Source organism: Streptococcaceae bacterium ESL0729 (assembly GCA_029391995.1).
Lineage (GTDB): Bacteria > Bacillota > Bacilli > Lactobacillales > Streptococcaceae > Floricoccus.
The window spans coordinates 341374-362137 of record CP113924.1 but is presented as its reverse complement, the minus strand read 5'-3'; the positions used below and the strand labels follow the sequence as shown (position 1 = coordinate 362137).

The 20764-nt window shown below is 41.2% G+C and carries 18 protein-coding genes; 2 read left to right on the top strand and 16 right to left on the bottom strand.

Annotated features, from left to right (window positions below):
- Positions 1-73 precede the first annotated feature (73 nt).
- Complete coding sequence (locus OZX68_01865; GenBank protein ID WEV61014.1) at positions 74-712, top strand: type II CAAX endopeptidase family protein; 639 nt, start codon at positions 74-76, stop codon at positions 710-712.
- A gap of 73 nt (positions 713-785) precedes the next feature.
- Here the strand turns inward: OZX68_01865 and OZX68_01860 are convergent, their stop codons facing one another.
- Positions 786-1670 carry an aquaporin family protein gene (locus OZX68_01860; GenBank protein WEV61013.1) on the bottom strand — a complete coding sequence of 295 codons (885 nt, stop codon included), beginning with the start codon at positions 1668-1670 and terminating at the stop codon, positions 786-788.
- 153 nt (positions 1671-1823) lie between these two features.
- Here OZX68_01860 and OZX68_01855 point away from each other — a divergent pair, with 153 nt between their 5' ends.
- Positions 1824-4106 carry a Xaa-Pro dipeptidyl-peptidase gene (locus OZX68_01855; GenBank protein WEV61012.1) on the top strand — a complete coding sequence of 761 codons (2283 nt, stop codon included), beginning with the start codon at positions 1824-1826 and terminating at the stop codon, positions 4104-4106.
- A gap of 24 nt (positions 4107-4130) precedes the next feature.
- On the opposite strand, the gene OZX68_01850 is transcribed toward OZX68_01855, so the two are convergent.
- The 15 genes from OZX68_01850 to pnp all read right to left on the bottom strand — a co-directional run bounded on the left by OZX68_01850 (position 4131) and on the right by pnp (position 20662).
- Entirely contained in the window at positions 4131-5069 is a 939-nt protein-coding gene (locus OZX68_01850; GenBank protein WEV61356.1) for a glycosyltransferase family 2 protein, read from the bottom strand.
- A 99-nt stretch (positions 5070-5168) separates the two neighbouring features.
- Entirely contained in the window at positions 5169-6197 is a 1029-nt protein-coding gene (gene add, locus OZX68_01845; protein ID WEV61011.1) for an adenosine deaminase, read from the bottom strand.
- A 130-nt stretch (positions 6198-6327) separates the two neighbouring features.
- Positions 6328-9117: an isoleucine--tRNA ligase gene (gene ileS, locus OZX68_01840; GenBank protein ID WEV61010.1), complete on the bottom strand. Its 2790-nt coding sequence runs from the start codon at positions 9115-9117 to the stop codon at positions 6328-6330.
- Between the two features lie 256 nt (positions 9118-9373).
- Positions 9374-10009: a DivIVA domain-containing protein gene (locus OZX68_01835; GenBank protein ID WEV61009.1), complete on the bottom strand. Its 636-nt coding sequence runs from the start codon at positions 10007-10009 to the stop codon at positions 9374-9376.
- Positions 10010-10026: 17 nt separating this feature from the next.
- On the bottom strand, positions 10027-10818 hold the full coding sequence (locus OZX68_01830) for a YlmH/Sll1252 family protein (GenBank protein ID WEV61008.1): 792 nt from the start codon (positions 10816-10818) through the stop codon (positions 10027-10029).
- A complete protein-coding gene (locus OZX68_01825; GenBank protein ID WEV61007.1) occupies positions 10819-11064 on the bottom strand; it encodes a YggT family protein in 246 nt (81 codons plus the stop codon).
- Positions 11065-11073: 9 nt separating this feature from the next.
- Positions 11074-11736 (bottom strand): cell division protein SepF, encoded by a 663-nt coding sequence (gene sepF, locus OZX68_01820; protein ID WEV61006.1) that lies wholly within the window; start codon positions 11734-11736, stop codon positions 11074-11076.
- 2 nt (positions 11737-11738) lie between these two features.
- Positions 11739-12419 (bottom strand): YggS family pyridoxal phosphate-dependent enzyme, encoded by a 681-nt coding sequence (locus OZX68_01815; GenBank protein WEV61005.1) that lies wholly within the window; start codon positions 12417-12419, stop codon positions 11739-11741.
- Positions 12420-12421: 2 nt separating this feature from the next.
- On the bottom strand, positions 12422-13681 hold the full coding sequence (gene ftsZ, locus OZX68_01810; protein WEV61004.1) for a cell division protein FtsZ: 1260 nt from the start codon (positions 13679-13681) through the stop codon (positions 12422-12424).
- Positions 13682-13695: 14 nt separating this feature from the next.
- The gene (ftsA, locus tag OZX68_01805) at positions 13696-15048 is read right to left on the bottom strand and encodes a cell division protein FtsA (protein WEV61003.1); all 1353 of its coding nucleotides are present in this window, start codon (positions 15046-15048) and stop codon (positions 13696-13698) included.
- Between the two features lie 208 nt (positions 15049-15256).
- A complete protein-coding gene (locus tag OZX68_01800) occupies positions 15257-15775 on the bottom strand; it encodes an NYN domain-containing protein (protein ID WEV61002.1) in 519 nt (172 codons plus the stop codon).
- Positions 15772-16488 (bottom strand): 23S rRNA (guanosine(2251)-2'-O)-methyltransferase RlmB, encoded by a 717-nt coding sequence (rlmB, locus tag OZX68_01795; GenBank protein ID WEV61355.1) that lies wholly within the window; start codon positions 16486-16488, stop codon positions 15772-15774. Before rlmB ends, OZX68_01800 begins: the two co-directional genes overlap by 4 nt.
- 209 nt (positions 16489-16697) lie before the next feature.
- Positions 16698-17111 carry a Mini-ribonuclease 3 gene (locus OZX68_01790; protein WEV61001.1) on the bottom strand — a complete coding sequence of 138 codons (414 nt, stop codon included), beginning with the start codon at positions 17109-17111 and terminating at the stop codon, positions 16698-16700.
- Positions 17104-18468 (bottom strand): cysteine--tRNA ligase, encoded by a 1365-nt coding sequence (gene cysS, locus OZX68_01785; protein WEV61000.1) that lies wholly within the window; start codon positions 18466-18468, stop codon positions 17104-17106. Before cysS ends, OZX68_01790 begins: the two co-directional genes overlap by 8 nt.
- Before the next feature lie 85 nt (positions 18469-18553).
- Complete coding sequence (pnp, locus tag OZX68_01780) at positions 18554-20662, bottom strand: polyribonucleotide nucleotidyltransferase (protein ID WEV60999.1); 2109 nt, start codon at positions 20660-20662, stop codon at positions 18554-18556.
- Positions 20663-20764: the final 102 nt, after the last annotated feature.

Below are 20764 nucleotides of genomic sequence, written 5' to 3'. Positions count from 1 at the left end.
ATTTTTTCATCCAATTACCTTTTTCATATACAAAAAAATTAATCTCTGATAGAATAGGACAATGAAAATATTTTTGAAAAAATTAAATTGGATACCCTTATTTATCCTAAGTCAGGTTCCACTACCACTTATGATTTTAATCCCTAAAATCCGTGGTCATGTTAGCTATGATGGTCTTGACTACCTAATCTTTTTTGTAATCTTTGGACTTTTATTTTTGGCGACCTATCTGTATGCAAGGGGGCTTAAAATTATTCCAAAATTCTCCAAATCCTACTTGGATTTCAAAAAAATTGGGATTGGCTTTATCTGCCTCTTCCTCGTTTCCATGGTTGTTAATAATCTTGCTGGCCTTCTTGGGACCCAAGAAACTGCCAACCAGGCTGACCTAAATTCCCTTCTTGCAGGCTCACCTGCCCTTATTTTTGCTATCTGTACTATTTCAGCTGGCTTCTTTGAAGAGTTAGTTTTCAGGGTTGGCTTCTTTGAACTTTTATCACCTAAAAATTCTAAGCATGCTGCCCTTTTAGCAATCATCGTCTTTACCCTCATGCACGGGCCAACTGACCTTGGAAGTCTTCTTATCTATCTTTCAATGTCGATTGTCCTAACCATGCTTTACTATGAATATCGTAATTTCTACGTTAACGCGAGTGTTCACGCCCTGTGGAACACCATGGTTACCCTTTTAACCCTCCTTTATATTAATTAGGCAAAAACTCCTAGATTCTTAGGAGTTTTTTTGCTACAAAAAAACCAATCTTGCGATTGGTTAAAATTCGATATTAGATGTATAGAATTTTGAATAGTGCTACTGCTGCAATACTTGCAAGGATTGGTGCTACAACTGGAGCCCATGCATACCACCATTTGCTATCAGCCTTAGCTTCACCAAGGATTGATTTTGGTAGTAGGAAGTGAACCAAACGAGGTCCGAAGTCACGTGCTGGGTTAAGTCCAGGTCCAGTAGGTCCTCCAAGAGCTGCAACAAGTGCCATAACTAGGAATCCAAGTCCCATGTGAGCTACTGCTACAGAACCATGTCCGCCACCTAAGATAGTTGCGATACCTGATTGTACTTGTTGGTCAATGCTCATCTCACTTAATTTTTGACCTTGGCTTTCGATTAGGTTAGTTACTGATTTAGTAACCTCAGCTCCAAAGAAGTTTTTAGTAAGACCCATTGCTCCAAAGAAAAGAACAAATGATCCAACAAACTCATTTAGGAAACCGTTGATAAGTGCTGGACGACGAGATTCAACTGTACCGTTGTCTAGGTTGTCAATAGTTGAGAAAGTTCCTAGAACGTGGTTTGAGTTTTCAGTCTTAAGGAAGTAAGGACGGTATACTGAAACTAGTACAAGTTGTCCAAACATTGCTCCAAAAACTTGAGCTACGATATATGGTAAAACGTGTGCCCATGGGAAGAAGCCAGATACTGCTAAACCAAGTGTGAAAGCTGGGTTAATGTGGTTACCTGAAACGTTCCCAAACATAAGTGCTGGAATCATTACACCCATACCATATCCCCAAGCGATAGTCATCCAACCTGAAGCAAAACCTTTAGTACCTTTAAGGTCCACGTTAGCTACAGCTCCATTACCTAAGATGATAAGTAAAGCGGTACCAATGAACTCAGTGATGTACTTGACTGTCCATGTTACATCCATAAAAAAAAACCTCCAAAAATTTTTAAATTCAAGTTATTCTAACAAGTTAACATCCATTTGTAAAGCATTATCAGAATTGTAAACGCTTAATTGAACTAATTATTTTTAGCTATGTTATAATCGTCTTAAACTTTATAAAAGAAAGGTGAGTAAATGAAATTTAACCAATTTTCCATTGTTGAAAAAAGCATGGAAGAAAAAATCACAGAACTAGAAAAATTAGGCTTTGAAATCAATCTTCAAGCAGACAGTAAGGAAGTTTTCAGCTCCTTTTTAGAAAAAATCCCCTATGACCTATCAAGGTTATTAGCCAGTGACAAGGAAGGCTATCTTGACTTCCTTGATGAGCAGATAAAGCTTTCTTGGGATATCTTTTATAATATCGGGCTACAATTACTTGAATTTACTGCCTTCTTTGACTTTTCTCCTGAAAAGCCCTTAGATTTTGCCAAGGAGCTTGGAATAAGCATTAGCCAAGGGGTGTTGTCTACTGAAAGCTTGGTTGAGGCCTGGTATGCCCTTCTTCTCACTAGGACTAAGCTTGGAGCAATATTGATTGAAAAATTCGTGGCTGAAGATTTTCTTCCCATGGATAATAAGTATCACTTCTTCAATGATAAAAGTTTAGCGACCTTTGATACAAGAAATTTAATCAAAGAGGTGGTCTATGTTGAAAGTTCAGTCGACAGCAACTTTGATGGCCAAAATGATTTGGTGAAAGTTGAGATTATTAGGCCAAACTATGAAGGAAAACTTCCTAGTGTTATGACAGCAAGTCCGTATCATCTAGGCATAAACACCAAGGCAAATGACGCCCGCTTACACAACATGGAAATAGATCTACTGGAGAAGGAAGAAGGTACAATTGAGGTTTATAATCAGGACTTTTCTAAGTTTTTAGAAATAGATTCTTATCCAACAGACCTTACAAGGACTGAAGAAACTGAAAAATTTACCCATGGCTGGACCTACACCTTAAATGACTACCTGTTAGCTCGTGGTTTTGCTTCAATCTACGTGGCTGGAATTGGGACGCGTGGTTCAGAAGGTTTCATGACCTCAGGCGACTACCAGCAGGTGGCAAGTGTTACAGCAGTCATTGACTGGCTAAACGGACGAAGACCAGCTTACGCAAGCCACGCAAGAAAGGAGCTTGTTGAAGCCAGCTGGGCAAATGGCAAGGTTGCCATGACTGGTAAATCTTATCTGGGAACCTTGGCCTACGGGGCCGCAACAACTGGAGTAGAAGGCCTTGAGGTAATTCTTGCTGAGGCTGGAATTTCTAGCTGGTATGACTATTATAGGGACAACGGAGCCATTTCAAGTCCCGGTGGTTTTCCTGGAGAAGATTTGGATGTTCTTGCAGCCCTTACTTACTCTAAAAATTTGGACGGAGCTGACTACCTTAAAAATAATAGCTTCTACGAGCGTGAACTTGATAAGATGACCGCTGAGATTGACCGAAAATCTGGTGACTACAACCAGTACTGGCATGATAGGAATTATCTGCCCCATCTGGATAAGGTTCGTGCAGATATCTTAGCTGTCCACGGTCTCCAAGACTGGAATGTTAAACCCAAGCATGCCTATGAATATGTAAATGGCCTGCCTGAACATGTCGTAAGCCACAGCTTCCTTCATCAGGGAGAACATATCTATATCAATAATTTCCAAAGTTTCGACTTCTCTGAGACCATCAACACCTACTTTACGGCCAAATTATTGAATCGCAAACTTAATCTAAAACTTCCAAAGGTTATCTGGCAGGAAAATAATCTTGAAGGACACTTTAAAGAACTTGAAACTTTTGGTGACAAGAATCAAAAAGATTTTAAACTGGGTCATGATATCAGCACATTTGAAAACAGCTATCCAAAAGACAAGTTTACAAGTTACAGCAAAGACTATAAGCTTTTTATCAAAGACCTCTATGAAGGTAAGGCTCACGCCAGCTACATTGACCTTCAAATTGATCAAGACCTTCTTATCAATGGCAAAATGACCCTAAATCTTAAGGTCAAACTTAATGATAGCAAGGGACTTCTTTGTGCCCAGGTTATTGAATTTGGTCAGAAAAAAAGATTGAACAGCCTGGCTAGTATGATTGAACCCAAGGCCATTGACTTAGGACACAATTTTACCTACGATGACTTAAAGGAGCTTAAACTAGCTGACAGCCCCTATAAACTAATCAGTAAATCACTGGTCAACTTGCAAAATAGGAAGGGACTTATGACAATTTCTCAAGTTCCTAAGGATTCTTGGATGGATGTAAAAGTTGATTTACAACCAACCATCTATCAATTGAAGGCAGGAGATACCATAAGGATTGCCCTCTATTCCACTGACTTTGAGCTAACTGTAAGAGACAATCGGCCCGTTAGCTATGAGATTGATTTGGAAAAATCTTCTCTTTCAATCCCTTATAGCAAATAAAAAGAAGACCCCTGGGTCTTCCTTTTATTTTATCTTCAAATCAGCATCAGTTTCCCTGACAATATAGATGGGTCTTTTTTTTGTTTCCATAAAAATTTTACTTATATACTTACCAATAATTCCAAGCATGAGGAGATTTACCCCACTGCAAAATAAAATGATTACCACCAGAGATGGCCAGCCTTGGGTTTTATCCCCAAGAATCAGGGTTCTTATAATGATAAAAATAGCCCCAATCAAAGATATAAAAACTGATAGAATCCCCCCGTAGGTAGCAATATTTAGGGGTACTTCGGAAAAATTAACAATGCCTTTTAGTGAATAACTAAGGAGGCTCCAAAAATTCCAACTACTTTTTCCAGCTACCCGTTCCCTATTTTCATATTCCAAATAGATGGTATTAAATCCCACCCAGGTAAAAATTCCCTTGGAAAAACGGTTGTACTCATGGAGTTCAAGGATGGCATCAACCATCTGCCTGGTCATCAGACGAAAATCACGGGCTCCATCAACAATCTCAGTTTCTCCAATCATATTTATTAGCTTATAAAAAAGATGGGCAAAGATTGACCGAATGAGAGGTTCACCCTTTCTGGTCGTCCTCCTGCAACCTACACAATCAATATCTGGATCTTGAATCCTGTCATACATATCCAAAAGAAGGGCTGGTGGATCTTGGAGGTCTGCATCCATCACAGTCACATAATTTCCTGAAGAGGCCTTGAGGCCTGCATAAAGGGCCGATTCCTTACCAAAATTCCTTGAAAAGGACAAGTACCTGACATTTTCATGTCTCCTAGACAGGTCCCGCAAGATATTCAGGGTGGAATCACGACTGCCATCATTTACAAAGATATATTCAAAATCAAGACCACTATTCCTTCTAGTCTTTTCCATCTCTTTAAAGAAAAGAGGAAGAACTTCCTCCTCATTGTAACAAGGGACAACCACCGATATTTTCATCAAACGCTCACTCTTCCAATCCATCCATAAAATAATTTTCAGCTTATATATGTTAAGCATTCTAACATATTTCGAAAAAATTTTCCCTGATGACCGTGACTAGAGGAAGGCTTGATAATCTTTGATAAACTCATCCTTTAAGCATTTTTTATCTTCTTCGCTAATAAAGGCTCCTTCAAGGGCATTCAAATTAACCCTTAAAAAATCCTTGGGCTCAAAATCATACCAGTCAGCAATTTTTTGATACTCCTGGTTTAAATCAGTATCACTTACTGTTCGATTGTCAGTATTAATGGTCACTAAGACACCTGCATCATATAAATCTTTAAAGGGATAATTTTCAAGGCTATCAATGGCTCTGGTCTGAAAATTACTGGTTGGTGCCATTTCGAAAACAATTCCCTGATCTTTTAGCCTAGCAAATTCTTGCGGAAAACTTCCAATCGCTACCCCGTGGCCAATTCTTTTGGCCCCAAGCTCAATTGATTCAAGAACATTTTGACCGCAACCACATTCTCCTGCATGAAGGGTCAAATTAATTCCCGCTTCCCTTATCCGCCTTAAAAGATTTGTAAACATGCTAGGTGGAAAATTCTTTTCATCCCCTGCCAAATCAAAGCCGTTAATATACTTGGACGAAAGTCCCCTTCTTGTAAAAAGATCTAAGAGACTAATAAGATCAGCCTCCCTTTCATGGCGAAGGCCACATATAATCCCACCCATCTTGATGTCAAAATCAGCTTCTGCCCTTTCAAAGCCAAGACAAACAGCTTCAACTACCTGCTTAAGACTCAATCCTTTTTTGGTATGGAGTCTTGGAGCAAAGCGGACTTCCATGTATTTGACCCTATCTAGCTTGGCCTGCCTAGCCAGATCATAGGCAGCCAGGGATAGATTTTCTGCGGTCTGTAAAAAGGGAAGAACAAAATCAAAGCAAAGCAAGTAATCGGCTAAAGAATTAACCTCCTTTGAGGCATGAATTTTTCCCTTAAGAACATCATCTTCCTGGGGAATTTCAATTTGTTCACTCCTTGCCAACTGTCTGATTAAATCCATGGACAGGGAACCATCCAGATGACAGTGAAGTTCTGTTTTGGGTAAGTTTTCGATTATTTCAGGTGTTAACACATTGGCCTCCAAAAAAGATTTTCTTTATAGAATATCGGATTTTTCCCAAAAAAGCAAGATAAGATGAAATTAGAAAGAAGATAAGAAGAATTTTGGATTAAAAAAAGCCAAGCATCAGCTTGGCTTTTACTTATTTAGCTTCAAAACCTTCGGCTAGAACCTCAGGAAATTCCTCACTTACAATTGCAGCACAACGGTCACATAGATTTTGTAGGTTTTCATTTTCGTTTGTTCCAACTGTTTCATCCAAACGACGGCAGCGATCACATACTTGGCCTGGTGCATGCTCAACAAGGATTGATACTCCTTCGAACTCTTGAGCTCCAGCAAGTTCTTGATCTGCAATGACAAAGTCTGAAACGATAAGAAGTTTTGCGATATCTTCGTTCATTGAAGCAAGGAGGGTACGTGTCACTTGGTCTGGGTGAACAGTAACTTTTGCCTCAAGCGATTTACCGATTACTTTTTCGTCACGGGCTACCTCAAGGGCCTTAAGGACCTTGTCACGGAAGTCCATGAAGGCAGCCCATGTGTCAGTAAGTTCTTCGACATTTGTGTAAGACTCTACTTCTGGCATTTCAGCAAGGTAGGCATATTCTGCTTCCTCGTCTTCAAGGTAGGTCCAGATTTCCTCAGCAGTGTGCGGGATGATTGGAACAAGAAGTTTTGTAAGTTTTACAAGGATTTCGTAGAAGACTGTTTGCATGCTGCGGCGAGCAAGGCTATCAGCTGCTTCGATGTAGACTACGTCTTTAGCGAAGTCAAGGTAGAATGAAGACAAATCGTTTGTTAGGAAGTTGAAGACTGTCTTATAAACGTTCATAAAGTCGTAGTCTTCGTAAGACTTAAGTGACGCTTCAACAACCTCATTTAGGCGGTTAAGGATGTACTTGTCTGAAGGGTGAAGGTCTGTGTAGGCCACTTCATTTTCTGCCTTCTTGTAGTCGCTTGAGTTTGCGATTAAAAAGCGAAGGGTGTTACGGATCTTACGGTAGGTTTCAGAAACCTGTCCAAGGATGTCCATTGATACACGAACGTCGCTTTCAGTGTCAACGCTTGCTACCCAAAGGCGGAGGATGTCAGCTCCGTACTGCTTAACAACAGTACCTGGTGTGATGACGTTTCCGAGTGACTTACTCATCTTGCGGCCTTCTCCGTCAAGGACGAAACCTTGTGAAAGAACAGCGCGGTAAGGTGACTCTTCGTTGATGGCAACACTTGTTGTGATACTTGAGTTGAACCATCCACGGTATTGGTCAGAACCTTCAAGGTAGAGGTCAGCAGGAAATGTTAGGTCAGGGCGTTGTCTTAGGACTGCTTCGTGAGAAGATCCTGAGTCAAACCAAACGTCCATGATGTCACTCTCTTTAGTGAAGACCCCATTAGGTGAACCTGGGTGAGTGAATCCAACTGGCAATAAGTCTTTGGCATCACGTTCCCACCAAATTTTAGATCCGTGTTCACGGAAAAGATCAGAGATGTGGTTGGTTGTTTCTGGTGTAATAATCGCTTCCCCATTTTCCGTATAGAAGATTGGAAGTGGCACACCCCAGGCACGTTGGCGGGAGATTACCCAGTCACCACGGTCGCGAACCATGTTGTAAAGACGTGTTTTACCCCAAGGCATAATCCAGTTAACACCTTCGATTGCATCTAAAATGTCGCCACGGAACTTGTCGATTGAGGCAAACCATTGTGGTGTCGCACGGAAGATAACTGGTTTTTTAGTACGCCAGTCGTGTGGGTAGCTGTGGGTGAAGAAGTTAAGTTTTAGGAGGGCACCTGATTCTTCAAGCATTTGAGAAACTTTTTTGTTACCTTCGTCGTAGAAAAGTCCTTCAAATCCTGGTGCTTCTTCTGTATAGTAACCACGGTCATCGATTGGGCTTAATACATCAAGCTTGTACTTACGGCTGAAGAAGTAGTCGTCTTCCCCGTGTCCTGGTGCCACATGTACTAGTCCTGTACCTGAATCAAGGGTTACGTATTCAGCGTTCATAACAAGGGTATCGCGGTCGTAGAATGGGTGACGGGCAACCATGTTGTCAAGTTCAGAACCCTTGATTGTTTGGATGATTTCGAATTCTTCCCAACCAAGCTCACTTGCTACTGAATCAACAAGCTCACTTGCTACTAGGAACTTACGGTTATTCGTTGAAACTAGGACATAGTCATAATCTGGATGGGCAAAGATTCCAAGGTTTGAAGGAATTGTCCAAGGTGTAGTTGTCCAGATAACGAACTCAGTATCTTCTGGAAGAAGACCGCGAGTATCAACAGCCTTGAAGGCAACAAAGATTGATGCAGAACGAACGTCTTGGTATTCAATCTCAGCTTCCGCTAGACTTGATTCACTTGATGGTGACCAGTAGATTGGTTTTTGTCCCTTGTAGATATAGCCTTTTTCAGCCATTTTCCCAAAGACCTTAATTTGAGCTGCCTCATATGACGGGTCAAGGGTTACATATGGATGCTCCCAGTCAGCCATAACACCAAGGCGTTTGAAGTCTTCACGTTGTGTATCAACCTGACTTAGGGCATACTTGCGGCACTCTTCAAGATAGTCAAGAAGATCCATTTCCTTACGCTTGATTCCTTTTTTAGCAAGAACCTGCTCGATTGGTAGACCGTGAGTGTCCCAACCTGGAACAAGTGGTGCACGAAAGCCCGTCATATTCTTATAGCGAACAATGATATCTTTTGAAATCTTGTTGAGGGCGTGTCCTACGTGGATGTTTCCATTAGCGTAGGGAGGGCCATCATGAAGCATGAATGATGGTTTGTCTTCATTTTGTTTTAGACGGGCACTGTAAAGGTCAGCCTGGTACCAGCCTTCTTGCCAAATTGGCTCCTTGGTTGGAAGACCAGCACGCATTGGAAAAGCAGTTTTTCCAAGATTTAATGTATCTTTTACTTTCATTTTATTTATCCTTTTCTTAAAAATATAAAAAGGCTCCTCGTCAAGGGACGAAAAGCCGTGGTACCACCCTAATTTACAGCAAAACTGCTGCATCTTAATCTCTTAACGCGAGTAACGTCTCAACTTAACAGATGATCTGACCCATCCTTCAGTAAAAGATAAAGTAGGTGATAAAAATACATTCAGTGATTCCAGGGCTTCCACCATCTCCCAGTCGCTATAAATATGAATGTATCTTCCTGTCCTTAATTTTTTATTATTCTTCTTCCTTTGAAGCTTGATCAATTGCATCAGCAATCTCAGCAAGTGGAACTCTTGATGTATACTGCTCCCCTTCAAATGTTTCTTCAACAATCCTTCTAAGAACCTCATCCTGGTTAGGAATATAGGTTGAAACTGGCCTGAAGATTTCATCCCATTCAGCATCATTAATGCTATCAAGCTGAGCTTGTACAGTCATTTGGATTCTTTGGTGGTATGAACGAAGATTTCGTTTCAACTCATCAGTTTCCCTGACCAGGCGAACAGCGTCATCACGAGCTGTATCAAGAATGATTTGTCCTTCACTCTTAGAAGCTGTAATGATTGCATTAGCCTTTTGACGGGCATCTGTTAAAATATTTTCAGCCTCCGTATCAGCCTGAGCTCGAACATTGTCTGATGTATCTTGGGCAATGATAAGCGACTTGTTGAGGGAATCTTTCATCTCTTCGAAGTATTCAACCTTCTCAGCAAGATTCTTGTTCTCACGTTCTAATTCCTTAACCTTTTGGGCATAATAATCATAGTCGCGTACGATAATATCAAAGAAGTCTTCAACCTCTTTTTTATTATAACCCCTCATCTGCGTTGAAAAATCTTTATTCTGAATATCTAAACTATTTAAAACCATACGACCTCCCTAGGATATTATTTATTTTTTGTAATTGCAACCTCAACCCTTAACTTATCCTTTTTACTCAAAGAAAGTTCATTTATTAAAGTGAATCTCCCATATCCCCTAACGCTTATTAAATCACCAAGCTCAAGAAGTTTTTCCTTCTTATCTTCCACTGAATAATTTAATTTTACTAGTCCTTTTTCAATCAAATCAGAAGCTATCTTCCTTGAAAGATTGAAGCTACTGGCCACAAGTTTATCAAGACGCAAGCTAGAAACCGACAAAAGCTTAATTTTCGAAGGCTCACTAACCTGCTCAAGTCCTATTGCTTGATCAAGGGGTATGCCCCGTAATTTTACACCTAATTTGCCAATTTTACTAATATTTTCCTCTAAAAAAGAAAGCAACTTAGAATCAACATAAAATTGAGCCCGGTCATCAGTAACGATAATATCACCAATTTTAGACCTATTTAAGCCTGTTTGACCCAAAAGGGTACCAAGAATCTGCGAATGACTAATTTTAGCAAATTTACTAGGAAATCTTATGTCAACCAAGGCCAAATCAAAATCAGAGACATCAAGGACATAAAAATCAGGGGCCAAGATGGCCTTAACCATCTCCGTGTCAGCCAGGCCAGCACTTGAGTAAATGCAAACGTTACTAGCCTTAGCCAAACTTTCCAAGATCATATACTCCCTAGGATTTAAAAAATCACTGCTTATAATCTCATAGTTGAAATTAACCCGGTCTATCTTGTCTTGACTTCGATCAATGAATTCTCTTTCCTCAGGCTTAAAATGCTGGTATACATCCTTCATCTAAAAAAGAAAGATAAGTAGTCTTTGAAGAATCTGAAGGGAGAAGACAGCAACCCAGACCGTAAAGTCAAAATTCCCAAAGGTTAAATCCAAGTTTTTAAAAAGATTCAAATAAGGCATAGAAAGATCAGCAATGACCTCTCCAAGCTTGCTGTCACGAAGACCTGGAATCCAGCTCATGATAGCATAAATTACTAAAATCAGCGAATAAATGCTTATTAGTCTGTACAATAAATTTATAATCATTCAGAACTCCTATAAATTGAACTCATCATAGTTTTGGCGAGCCAGTAAACTTAATTCAGCACTTGCTTCAACTGAAACACTGGCTGGAGTTAGAAGGAAGATTTGGCCACCAACGTTTTGGATGTCCCCGTCCAGGGTATAAACCACCCCTGTAAAGAAGTCGATGCTTCGTCTAGCTTGAGCATCATCCATAAGTTTGAAGTTTACTACGACACTTTCATCATCTCTTACAAGACTTGCAATATCCATGATGTCCCCGTAAACACGTGGTTCTCTAATGGCAATTTTTGAAAATTTTTCTTCCCGACTCATTCCGTGAAAGCGACCTTTTTCTTCCATTTTATTTGTTTTAAAGTCACCTGCTTGGATTTTTTGGCTGCTAGATTTAGCTGAGCTTGTGGCCTGCCCCTTAGTAGATTTACCCTGCTCTCTTAAATCTTTTTGGTGCTCATAAGAATAAGCTGACTTTCTTTGGTCCTTATTCTCAGGTTTTTGGTGATTTTTACTAGCTTGTTGTGAATTTTTTGGGGCTTGATCCCTTCTAATAGTTAAGAGAGAAGGATCTTCAGACTGACCATAGTTGTCAACCTTTTTTTCATCATCATAATCTTCTTCATCTTCCCCTAAAAAGAAAGATTTCATCTTTTCATATATATCTTTTACATTATCCATAATTAATTTAGTCCCTTAAAAAACTCACTCCCTATTCTAATAAAAGTTGCACCACTTTCAACAGCTTCTTGATAGTCCCGGCTCATCCCCATACTCAATTCCCTGCAAGGTACATTTTCAAGCTTGAGGCTTTTAATGGCCTCTTGTAGCTCTTTAGTCCTTGAAAAAATTGCAGTAAGTTCTTCCCGGCTAGCACTGAAAGGTGCCATGGTCATGAGACCTACTATTTTGATCTTTGGTAGATTATTTATTTCCAAAACAGCAGCTTCAAGCTGGTCAACCAAGAAACCGTGCTTACTTTCTTCTTCTGATACGTTAACCTGAAGGAAGCAGTTTATTTGATGGTTGGCCCGCTTTGAAATTTCCTCAGCCAGTCTTATTGAATCCAAAGCATGAAAGTAGTCAACATAGTTTATAACGTCCTTCACCTTTCGCCTTTGTAAACTTCCAATTAGATGCCAGCTTATATCCAAATCTTTTAAAGACTGATACTTATCAAGAAATAAATCAACCCGATTTTCTGCTAAATTATTAATTCCAGCATCTACAAGTTGTCGTGCAGCGGACTCATCAACATACTTAGTCACTCCGACTACTGTTACTGAACCCTCTGCACGACCTGCTTGATTTTCGATTTTTTTCAGTTTACAGAGAACAGCTTCTACATTCTCCGCTATTGTCATATTTATTTGTTGCGGAAAAATGGAGGTGTATCCAAATTATCTTCCTCAATTTGAGTAGTTTGATTTGGTACATTGAATTTGCTGATTGATGCTTGCTCATCACGGCTACTTACTTGGTTGGGACGTGCTTGATTTGAATCACGACGCAAATCCCATTCACCAAAGGCTGATTTTTGATTTTGATTTTGGCTTACAACCTTAGTATCCTTACGACGAACATCGTTACTTGCTGAATTATCCCCTGCTGAAGTTCCTAAAATACGACGACGTGGTTGTTCTGCTTGTTGGTTGACAACACGTTTAACTTCTTCCTTATCAACACCAGTTGCTACAACTGTAACGCGGATTTCACCTTGCAGGCTATCGTCAATGGCTGTTCCAAGTAAGATATTTACATCATGACCTGCTGCTTGGATAACGATTTCTGATGCATCTTGAGCTTCTGATAGAGACATATCAAGACCACCTGTAACGTTCAAGAGAACATTTTCAGCTCCATCAATTGTTGTTTCAAGTAGTGGTGAGTAGATAGCTTGACGAGTAGCTTCGATAACACGGTCGTCACCTTCAGCAACTCCAATACCCATAAGAGCATCACCCTTGTTTGCCATTACTGTCTTAACGTCAGCAAAGTCAAGGTTAATCATACCTGGGCTTGTGATAAGGTCGGTAATCCCTTGAACACCTTGGCGAAGAACATTGTCTGCTTCACGAAGGGCTTCTGTAAGTGGAGTCTTCTTGTCTACGATTTCAAGTAGGTTATTGTTTGAAATGATAAGTAGGGTATCAACATTTTCCTTAAGTTCAGCGATACCTTCAGCGGCATGGTAGCCACGTTTTGATCCTTCAAAACCAAAGGGACGAGTTACGACACCAACAGTAAGTGCTCCTAAGCGTTTTGCGATTCCAGCGATAACTGGTGCAGCTCCTGTACCAGTTCCACCACCCATACCAGCAGTGATAAAGACCATGTCACTTCCAGCAAGAGCTTCTTCAATTACTTCTTCACTTTCCTCAGCAGCCTTACGACCAACCTCAGGAACAGCTCCGGCACCAAGTCCACGAGTAAGCTTTGGACCGATTTGGATAACAGTGTCAGCCTTAGAAGAACGTAGGGCTTGAACGTCTGTGTTTGCTGCGATGAATTCAACACCACCAACTTGTTCTTCAACCATGCGGTTGATGGCGTTACCACCACCTCCACCAACACCAATAACCTTGATTACTGCACCTTGTTGATCACCATCAAATAAAAATTCCATGTTTATCTCTCCTCTTAATCAAACATGCTAGAAAACATGTCTTTTAACCGGTGAACTAAGCCACCATCTTTTTTATTAATCTTGTCTTCTTGAACTGACTCTTTATAGTCGTCAGCTACAGGTTCAGAATACTCATCTGAAGCTGATTCTTCATAGTAGACATCTTCTTGACTTTCCCTTGAAAAATCTTCTGTATATGTCTCTTGCTTCACAACTGAAGCTTGGACTAAACTGTCAATATCACTTCTGCCACCAACATAGTCAACAATACTTAAAACATTGGCAAAAATTGGATTTCGAAGTCCCATTTCAGCAGGTACAAATAAGCGAACATTAGTTCCTAAAACTTGACTGGCCAACTCAACAATCCCTGGCATGGCAGCACCACCACCAAGCAGAACAAGACCTCCTGGGTAATCACTCACATGATTATCCTTTAGATTTCTTTTCACGCGTTCAAAAATTTGAGTTAGGCGGGCTTCAAGGATTTGTGACAGGTAGTACTCATCAACTGCTTCTGGCTCGTTCTTGCCAACAACATCAACTAGGAAACGTTCATCTTTACTTGCACGGCTTGTACTTGCTTCACCGTAATTAACTTTTAAGTCTTCTGCAATTTCAACAGTTGTGTTTAAAACTGTCGAAATATCCTTGGTCGCGTAATCGCCACCTTCAGGACTTACATCAAGATACTGTAAATTTTGATCCTTGATGCTGATGATTGAGGTTTGTCCAGCCCCAAGGTCAACAATTGTTGTACCAAATTCGCGTTCTCCCTCACTAAGGACATAATTTGTAAGAGATAGGGGACTTATTACAATGTTTTCAACAAACAAACCTGCACGCTCAACAGACTTACGAAGATTATGGATGATGGTTCTTGGTCCAGTGTAGAGAAGACCTCTCATCTCAAGGCGTACTCCAAACATTCCGCGAGGGTCTGTAATACCTTCAAAACCGTCAACCGTAAATTCCTTAGGTAAAACTGCAACAATCTCTCTTTCAGGTAAGACGCTACGTAAGAGGGCATTGTCGACAACCTGTTCGACATCCTTGTCTGTTATTTCTTTTGAACCATTTGCAATTGGAATCATCCCTTGACAAAAATCAACTTCAAGCATGTTAGCAGGTAAGCCCACATTCACACCAGTTATTTTGACACCTGAACGTTCCTCAGCTGCTTCAACTGCTTTTTTAATGGATACAGCAACCTTATCAATATCAACTATGATTCCATTTTTTAAGCCTTCGCTCTTGGCATTGCCCACACCAATTATATTCATATCACCACGGATGTATTCAGCAACCAACACCTTTATTGTGTTAGTTCCGATATCAATACCCGTAAAAAGTCCACTTTTGGCCATCAAAGTGACTCCTTTCCTCTTCTTAAAGTACATTTTTAGTTAGCTTAATCATTTTTTTAGTAAAGTAGATAATATTCCTAGTCTAAGATATTAACACTCATTCAGTATTTTAACATAATGAGCCAGTAAAGCAATAACTTACCCTATTTTTCCAATATTATTTTCACTAAATTACCCCTCAAATTGTAGCTTAATTAAAGCCTAATCATCATTCTAAATTATCCATTAAATCCTTTAGTTGACTGATTTGCTGGTCAGTCCATTGGTTGGCTCTAGGCTTTTTATCAATCATGTTGGTGGTATAATTTTTTAATTCCTTTTTACCAACACCAACCAGCCGTTCAAGCTCCCTGGCTGAAATTCTTGCAGCCCCTTGGTTAAAGACCACCCACTGTTCTGCCAGATCACTTGTTGCCACATAAACTTGGGTCAAAAGGTCATTACACTCTCCAGCCAAACGTTCAATATAAGAATCAGCCGTCTCATCTTCTTCCGTGAAAACAACCAGCACATTATACTTTTTAAACGAGCTCCTCACTCCAGGAACGTACTGGGCATCAAATACGCAAACTACCTCTATTCCTTCAAAGTTAGCATACTCGGATAATTTTTCTAATAGATAATCCCTAGCTTCCTCCAGGCGATTGTGTTGAAAGGCTGACCTTGTTTTTTTCCAGGCTCCAATCATATTATAACCATCAACAATCAGTAGTTGCTTTCTCATCAAAATCCCCTATTTCTTGCTACTTCATACATGAGAATGGCACTGGCAACACCTGCATTAAGGCTTTGGACATGCCCAGTCATTGGGATTGTTACCATCTCGTCTACCTGCTTCTTAATATTTGCTGAAACACCACGTCCTTCACTGCCAATGATAAGGGCGATTTTTCCGCTTGTATTCCACTTGGTGTAGTTAGTACCTTCCATGTCAGTACCAAAGGTCCAAAAGCCTGCTTCTTTAAGCTTGTCCAAGGTCTGGCTAAGATTTGTGACGCGGGCTACAGGCACATGTTCAACTGCTCCAGTACTTGCCTTAACAGCTGTCGGGGTAATCCCAACGGCACGGTGTTTAGGGATGATAATCCCTGTTACACCCGTTGCGTCAGCAGTCCTTAGGATAGATCCCAGATTGTGGGGGTCAGTTAGGCCGTCAAGGATAAGGATGAAGGGATTCTCCTCAGCTGAAGCCTTAGTAAGAAGGTCACTAAGTTCAGCATAGGCATAGGCACTAGTTTTAAGGACAAAACCTTGGTGGACACCGCGGTCAGTCATCTTATCTAGTTCTGCTTTTTTCTCAAAGGAAATTGATACCTTCTTGTCAGCAGCAAGGGCCTTCATCTCCTCAAGATTTTTCCCCTTAAGGTCTGCTTGAATATAAAGCTTGTTACCAGTCCCAGCATTTAGAGCCTCACGGACGGCATGGACCCCGTAGACCATGTCATTATTTTCAACTTCTAAAGGTTCAGTGTTTTCACTTGATGTGAAATTTTTGCGGCCGTCAAAGTTCTTTTTACTGCGGAAATCTTTAGCTTTTCCGTCATATCTTTTCTTGTTTTTAAAAGAATTATTTTCTTGTTTTCTCATTGGTCTTCCTGTCTATATAAATAAAATCCTATGCCTAATTATAGCATAAGATTTTATTTGTTTTAATTACTATCCTCTTGGTCTTTTTCTTCAATCTTTTGCAGGCACCAATTTACGACCTCAGTCAGACGTGTATCTTGCCCAGTCAAGTGAAGATAACCCATAACAGCCTCAAAGCCAGTCGAAACCCGGTAGGTGAGGATGTCAGCATTCTTGGCCTTGGTCTTACTGTTGGCGTTTCGCCCGCGCTTAAAGTAGCCCCATTCCTCATCACTAAGGAGCTTCTCCTCCTCCATCTGAGAAATCAGCCAGGCCTGGGCACGTGCTGAAACGAACTTTGTCGCACTCTTATGAAGGCGGTTGGGCTTGGTTAGACCCGCGTGAATCAAGTGGTCACGGACATAAACCTCATAGATTGCGTCACCTACATAGGCAAGGGCAATCCCGTTTATTAGTTTAACGTCAACCTTAGCCACGACGCCACCTCACTCCCTCTTTTGTATCTTCAAGGATGATACCCTGCTCACGCAGGTCATCACGAATCTTGTCAGCAAGGGCAAAATCACGCGACTTCCTTGCCTCTTCCCGGTCCAAAATCAATTGGTCGATGTCTGAGTCAAGAAGCCCTGCTTCAACAAAGGCGATACCCAAGATATCTAGGACCTCATTAAAGAAGGCAAGAGCCTCAGGACTGGCATTTCCTGAATTGACGTGGCGGATAAAGTCGTAGAAAACAGTGAGGCCGTTAGCGATATTAAAGTCGTCATCCATGGCTTCTATGAAGCCCTCCCTAAAGGCGTCAATTGATTGATCATCCTCGACAAAATTTCCCTTTTCCAGCTTGAATTTCAGATTCTCGTAGGCTGTTTTAATCTTTGTAAAATTATTTTCAGCATCCATCATGTTTTCATCAGAGAAGAGAAGGGGCCTTCTGTAATGAGTTGTGGCAAGGAAGAAGCGAAGGATACTTCCATCCACAACCTCAAGCATGTCGTGGACTGTCTTGAAGTTTCCAAGGGATTTACTCATCTTCTCGCCACTACTTGTCGTTACAAAACCATTGTGGAGCCAGTAATTGGCAAACTTCTTGCCAGTTTTTGCCTCAGACTGGGCAATCTCATTGGTATGGTGGGGAAATTCAAGGTCTTGTCCGCCACCATGAATGTCAATGGTATCCCCAAGGAGATTATTTGCCATAACTGAGCATTCAATATGCCAGCCTGGTCTACCTAATCCCCAAGGACTTTCCCAAGATGGTTCATTAGCAGGGACACTCTTCCAAAGGGCAAAATCAAGGGGGTCAATTTTTCCAGTATCCCCGTCAACACGCCCACTTCTTCCCTCTTCCAGTTCATCCAGGTTTTTACCAGCAAGCTTCCCGTAATCCTTTGATTTACGTACCTTGAAATAGACATTGCCAGATGACTCATAGGCAAAATCTTTTGCAATCAGCTCAGCTATAAAGCTAATAATCTCATCCATGAAGTCCATAACACGGGGATTTTCACTGGCTTTTTTTACACCCAGGCGTTCAACATCTTCAAAGAAGGCTCCAATATAATTATCTGTGAAATCCTTGATATCAAGTCCGGCTTCAAGGGCTCCTTTAATAATCTTATCATCTACATCTGTAAAATTTGAGATATAGGTTACCACGTAACCACGGTACTCAAGATAACGTCTAATTGTATCAAAGGCAACAACGCTTCTTGCATTTCCGATATGGATGTAGTTATAAACCGTAGGGCCACAGACATACATCTTAACCTTGCCCTCTTCTAGGGGGTAAAAATCTTCCTTTGTGCGAGTAAGTGTATTGTAAAGTTTAATCATATCAGTCTCTCTTGTTCTTTAAGTAAAACTTCCTCATACGAAAAAGTAAAAGAAAATTAGGAACAATTTTCTTTTACCCAGTCTTCTAGTCTTCGTCGGCCCTAGGAATTAGTACCTTGTGGCTTACGTCAATTCTTCCGCGGTCATCAATTTTGATAACCTTAACCTTAATTGTGTCACCAATGTTTACAACATCTTCAACCTTGTCTGTCTTAGCCCAGTCAAGTTCAGAAATATGAAGGAGGGCACCTGTTGTCCCAAAGAGATTGACAAAGGCTCCGAATTTTTCAATCCTTGTTACCTTGGCATCGTAGATGTCACCAACTTTTGCTACCTTAACGATTGCCTCAATAATTTCCATGGCACGCTTAATGGCAGCAGCGTCACTTGAGAAGATGGCAACAAGCCCATCTTCGTCGATATCAATCTTAACGCCTGTTTCAGCGATGATTTTATCAATTGTTTCCCCACCCTTACCGATAACAAGTTTGATCTTATCAACATCAATTTGCATGGTTTCAATTTTTGGTGCAGTTGGAGCAAGCTCTGGACGAGGGGCTGCAATTGTGTTTTCAATGACGTCAAGGATTTCAAAACGGGCACGTTTGGCCTGCTCAAGAGCCTCAGTTAGGATGGCTGGCGTAATTCCGTCAATCTTGATGTCCATTTGAAGGGCTGTAATCCCTTCACGTGTTCCTGCAACCTTAAAGTCCATGTCCCCAAAGTGGTCTTCAAGACCTTGGATGTCTGTAAGGACTGTGTAGTTTTCACCGTCTGAGATTAGACCCATGGCAATCCCTGCAACTGGAGCCTTGATTGGCACACCACCAGCCATAAGGGCAAGGGTTCCGGCACAGATTGAGGCCTGTGAGCTTGATCCATTTGATTCAAGAACTTCTGCCACTAGACGGATTGCGTATGGGAAGTCTTCAACTGAAGGCATAACCTGTTCAAGGGCACGCTCACCTAGGGCACCGTGACCGATTTCGCGGCGTCCTGGAGCCCCGTAACGTCCTGTTGAACCCACAGAGTACTGCGGGAAGTTGTAGTGGTGCATGAAGCGTTTTTTGTACTCTTCACCAAGTCCATCAATTACCTGAGCTTCGCTCATTGGGGCAAGTGTTAAGACTGAAAGGGCCTGAGTTTGTCCGCGGGTAAATAGTCCTGAACCGTGAACCTTAGGTAGGAAGTCAATTTCAGCGTCAAGTGGACGGATTTCGTCAATCTTACGGCCATCAGGGCGAACCTTGTCTTCAGTAATTAGGCGGCGGACTTCAGTGTGTTCCATGATTTCAAGGATTTCCTTAACCTCACGCATGATACGGGTATAGTTTTCATCCTCGGCGAATTTTTCCTCGTATTCAGCAATTACACGATCGCGTACTTCATTTGTTGCATCTTCACGGGCCAGTTTTTCTTCAACTTGGACAGCAGCCTGGAGGTCAGCATTGTATTTTTCAATAATTTCAGCTTGTAAATCTGCATCAACTTGAAGGAGCTCAACTTCGGCCTTAATTTTTCCAACTTCAGCAACAATCTTATCTTGGAATTCGATTAACTCGATTACAGCTTCGTGTCCGCGTAGAAGGGCTTCAAGCATGATTTCTTCAGATAGCTCTTTGGCACCTGACTCAACCATGTTGATGGCATCGCGGTTTCCGGCTACTGAAAGATCAAGCAGGCTGACTTCTTTTTGGGCCTCAGTTGGGTTGATGATGATCTCACCATCGATATAGCCGACCTCAACTCCTGCGATTGGTCCGTTGAAGGGGATATCAGAAATTGAAAGGGCAAGACTTGAGCCAAACATGGCAGTCATGGCAGCTGTTGCATTTTCGTCATATGAAAGAACGGTGTTGATTACCTGAATCTCATTGCGGAATCCTTCCTCAAACATGGGACGGATGGGACGATCAATCAAACGGGCATTAAGGGTAGCATCTGTTGAAGCACGCCCCTCACGCTTGTTAAAGCCCCCTGGGATTTTTCCAGCGGCATACATCTTCTCTTCGTAGTTGACCTGAAGGGGGAAGAAGCCACCATCTTTCATCTCCTTACTCATGGTTGCTGCTGTAAGAACGGTTGTTTCCCCGTAGCGAATGACTGCTGCTCCATTTGCCTGCTTAGCAACTTGACCAACTTCAACGATTAGAGGACGGCCGTAAAATTCTATTTCAAAAACTTTTTTTGACATTTTTTCACCTTTTTTCTTTATCTACGCCCTTCTAGACAAAGGTCAACCCATTACAAATGAGCTCAACTTTGCTTAGAATCAGACGCAAGTAACATTTTACCA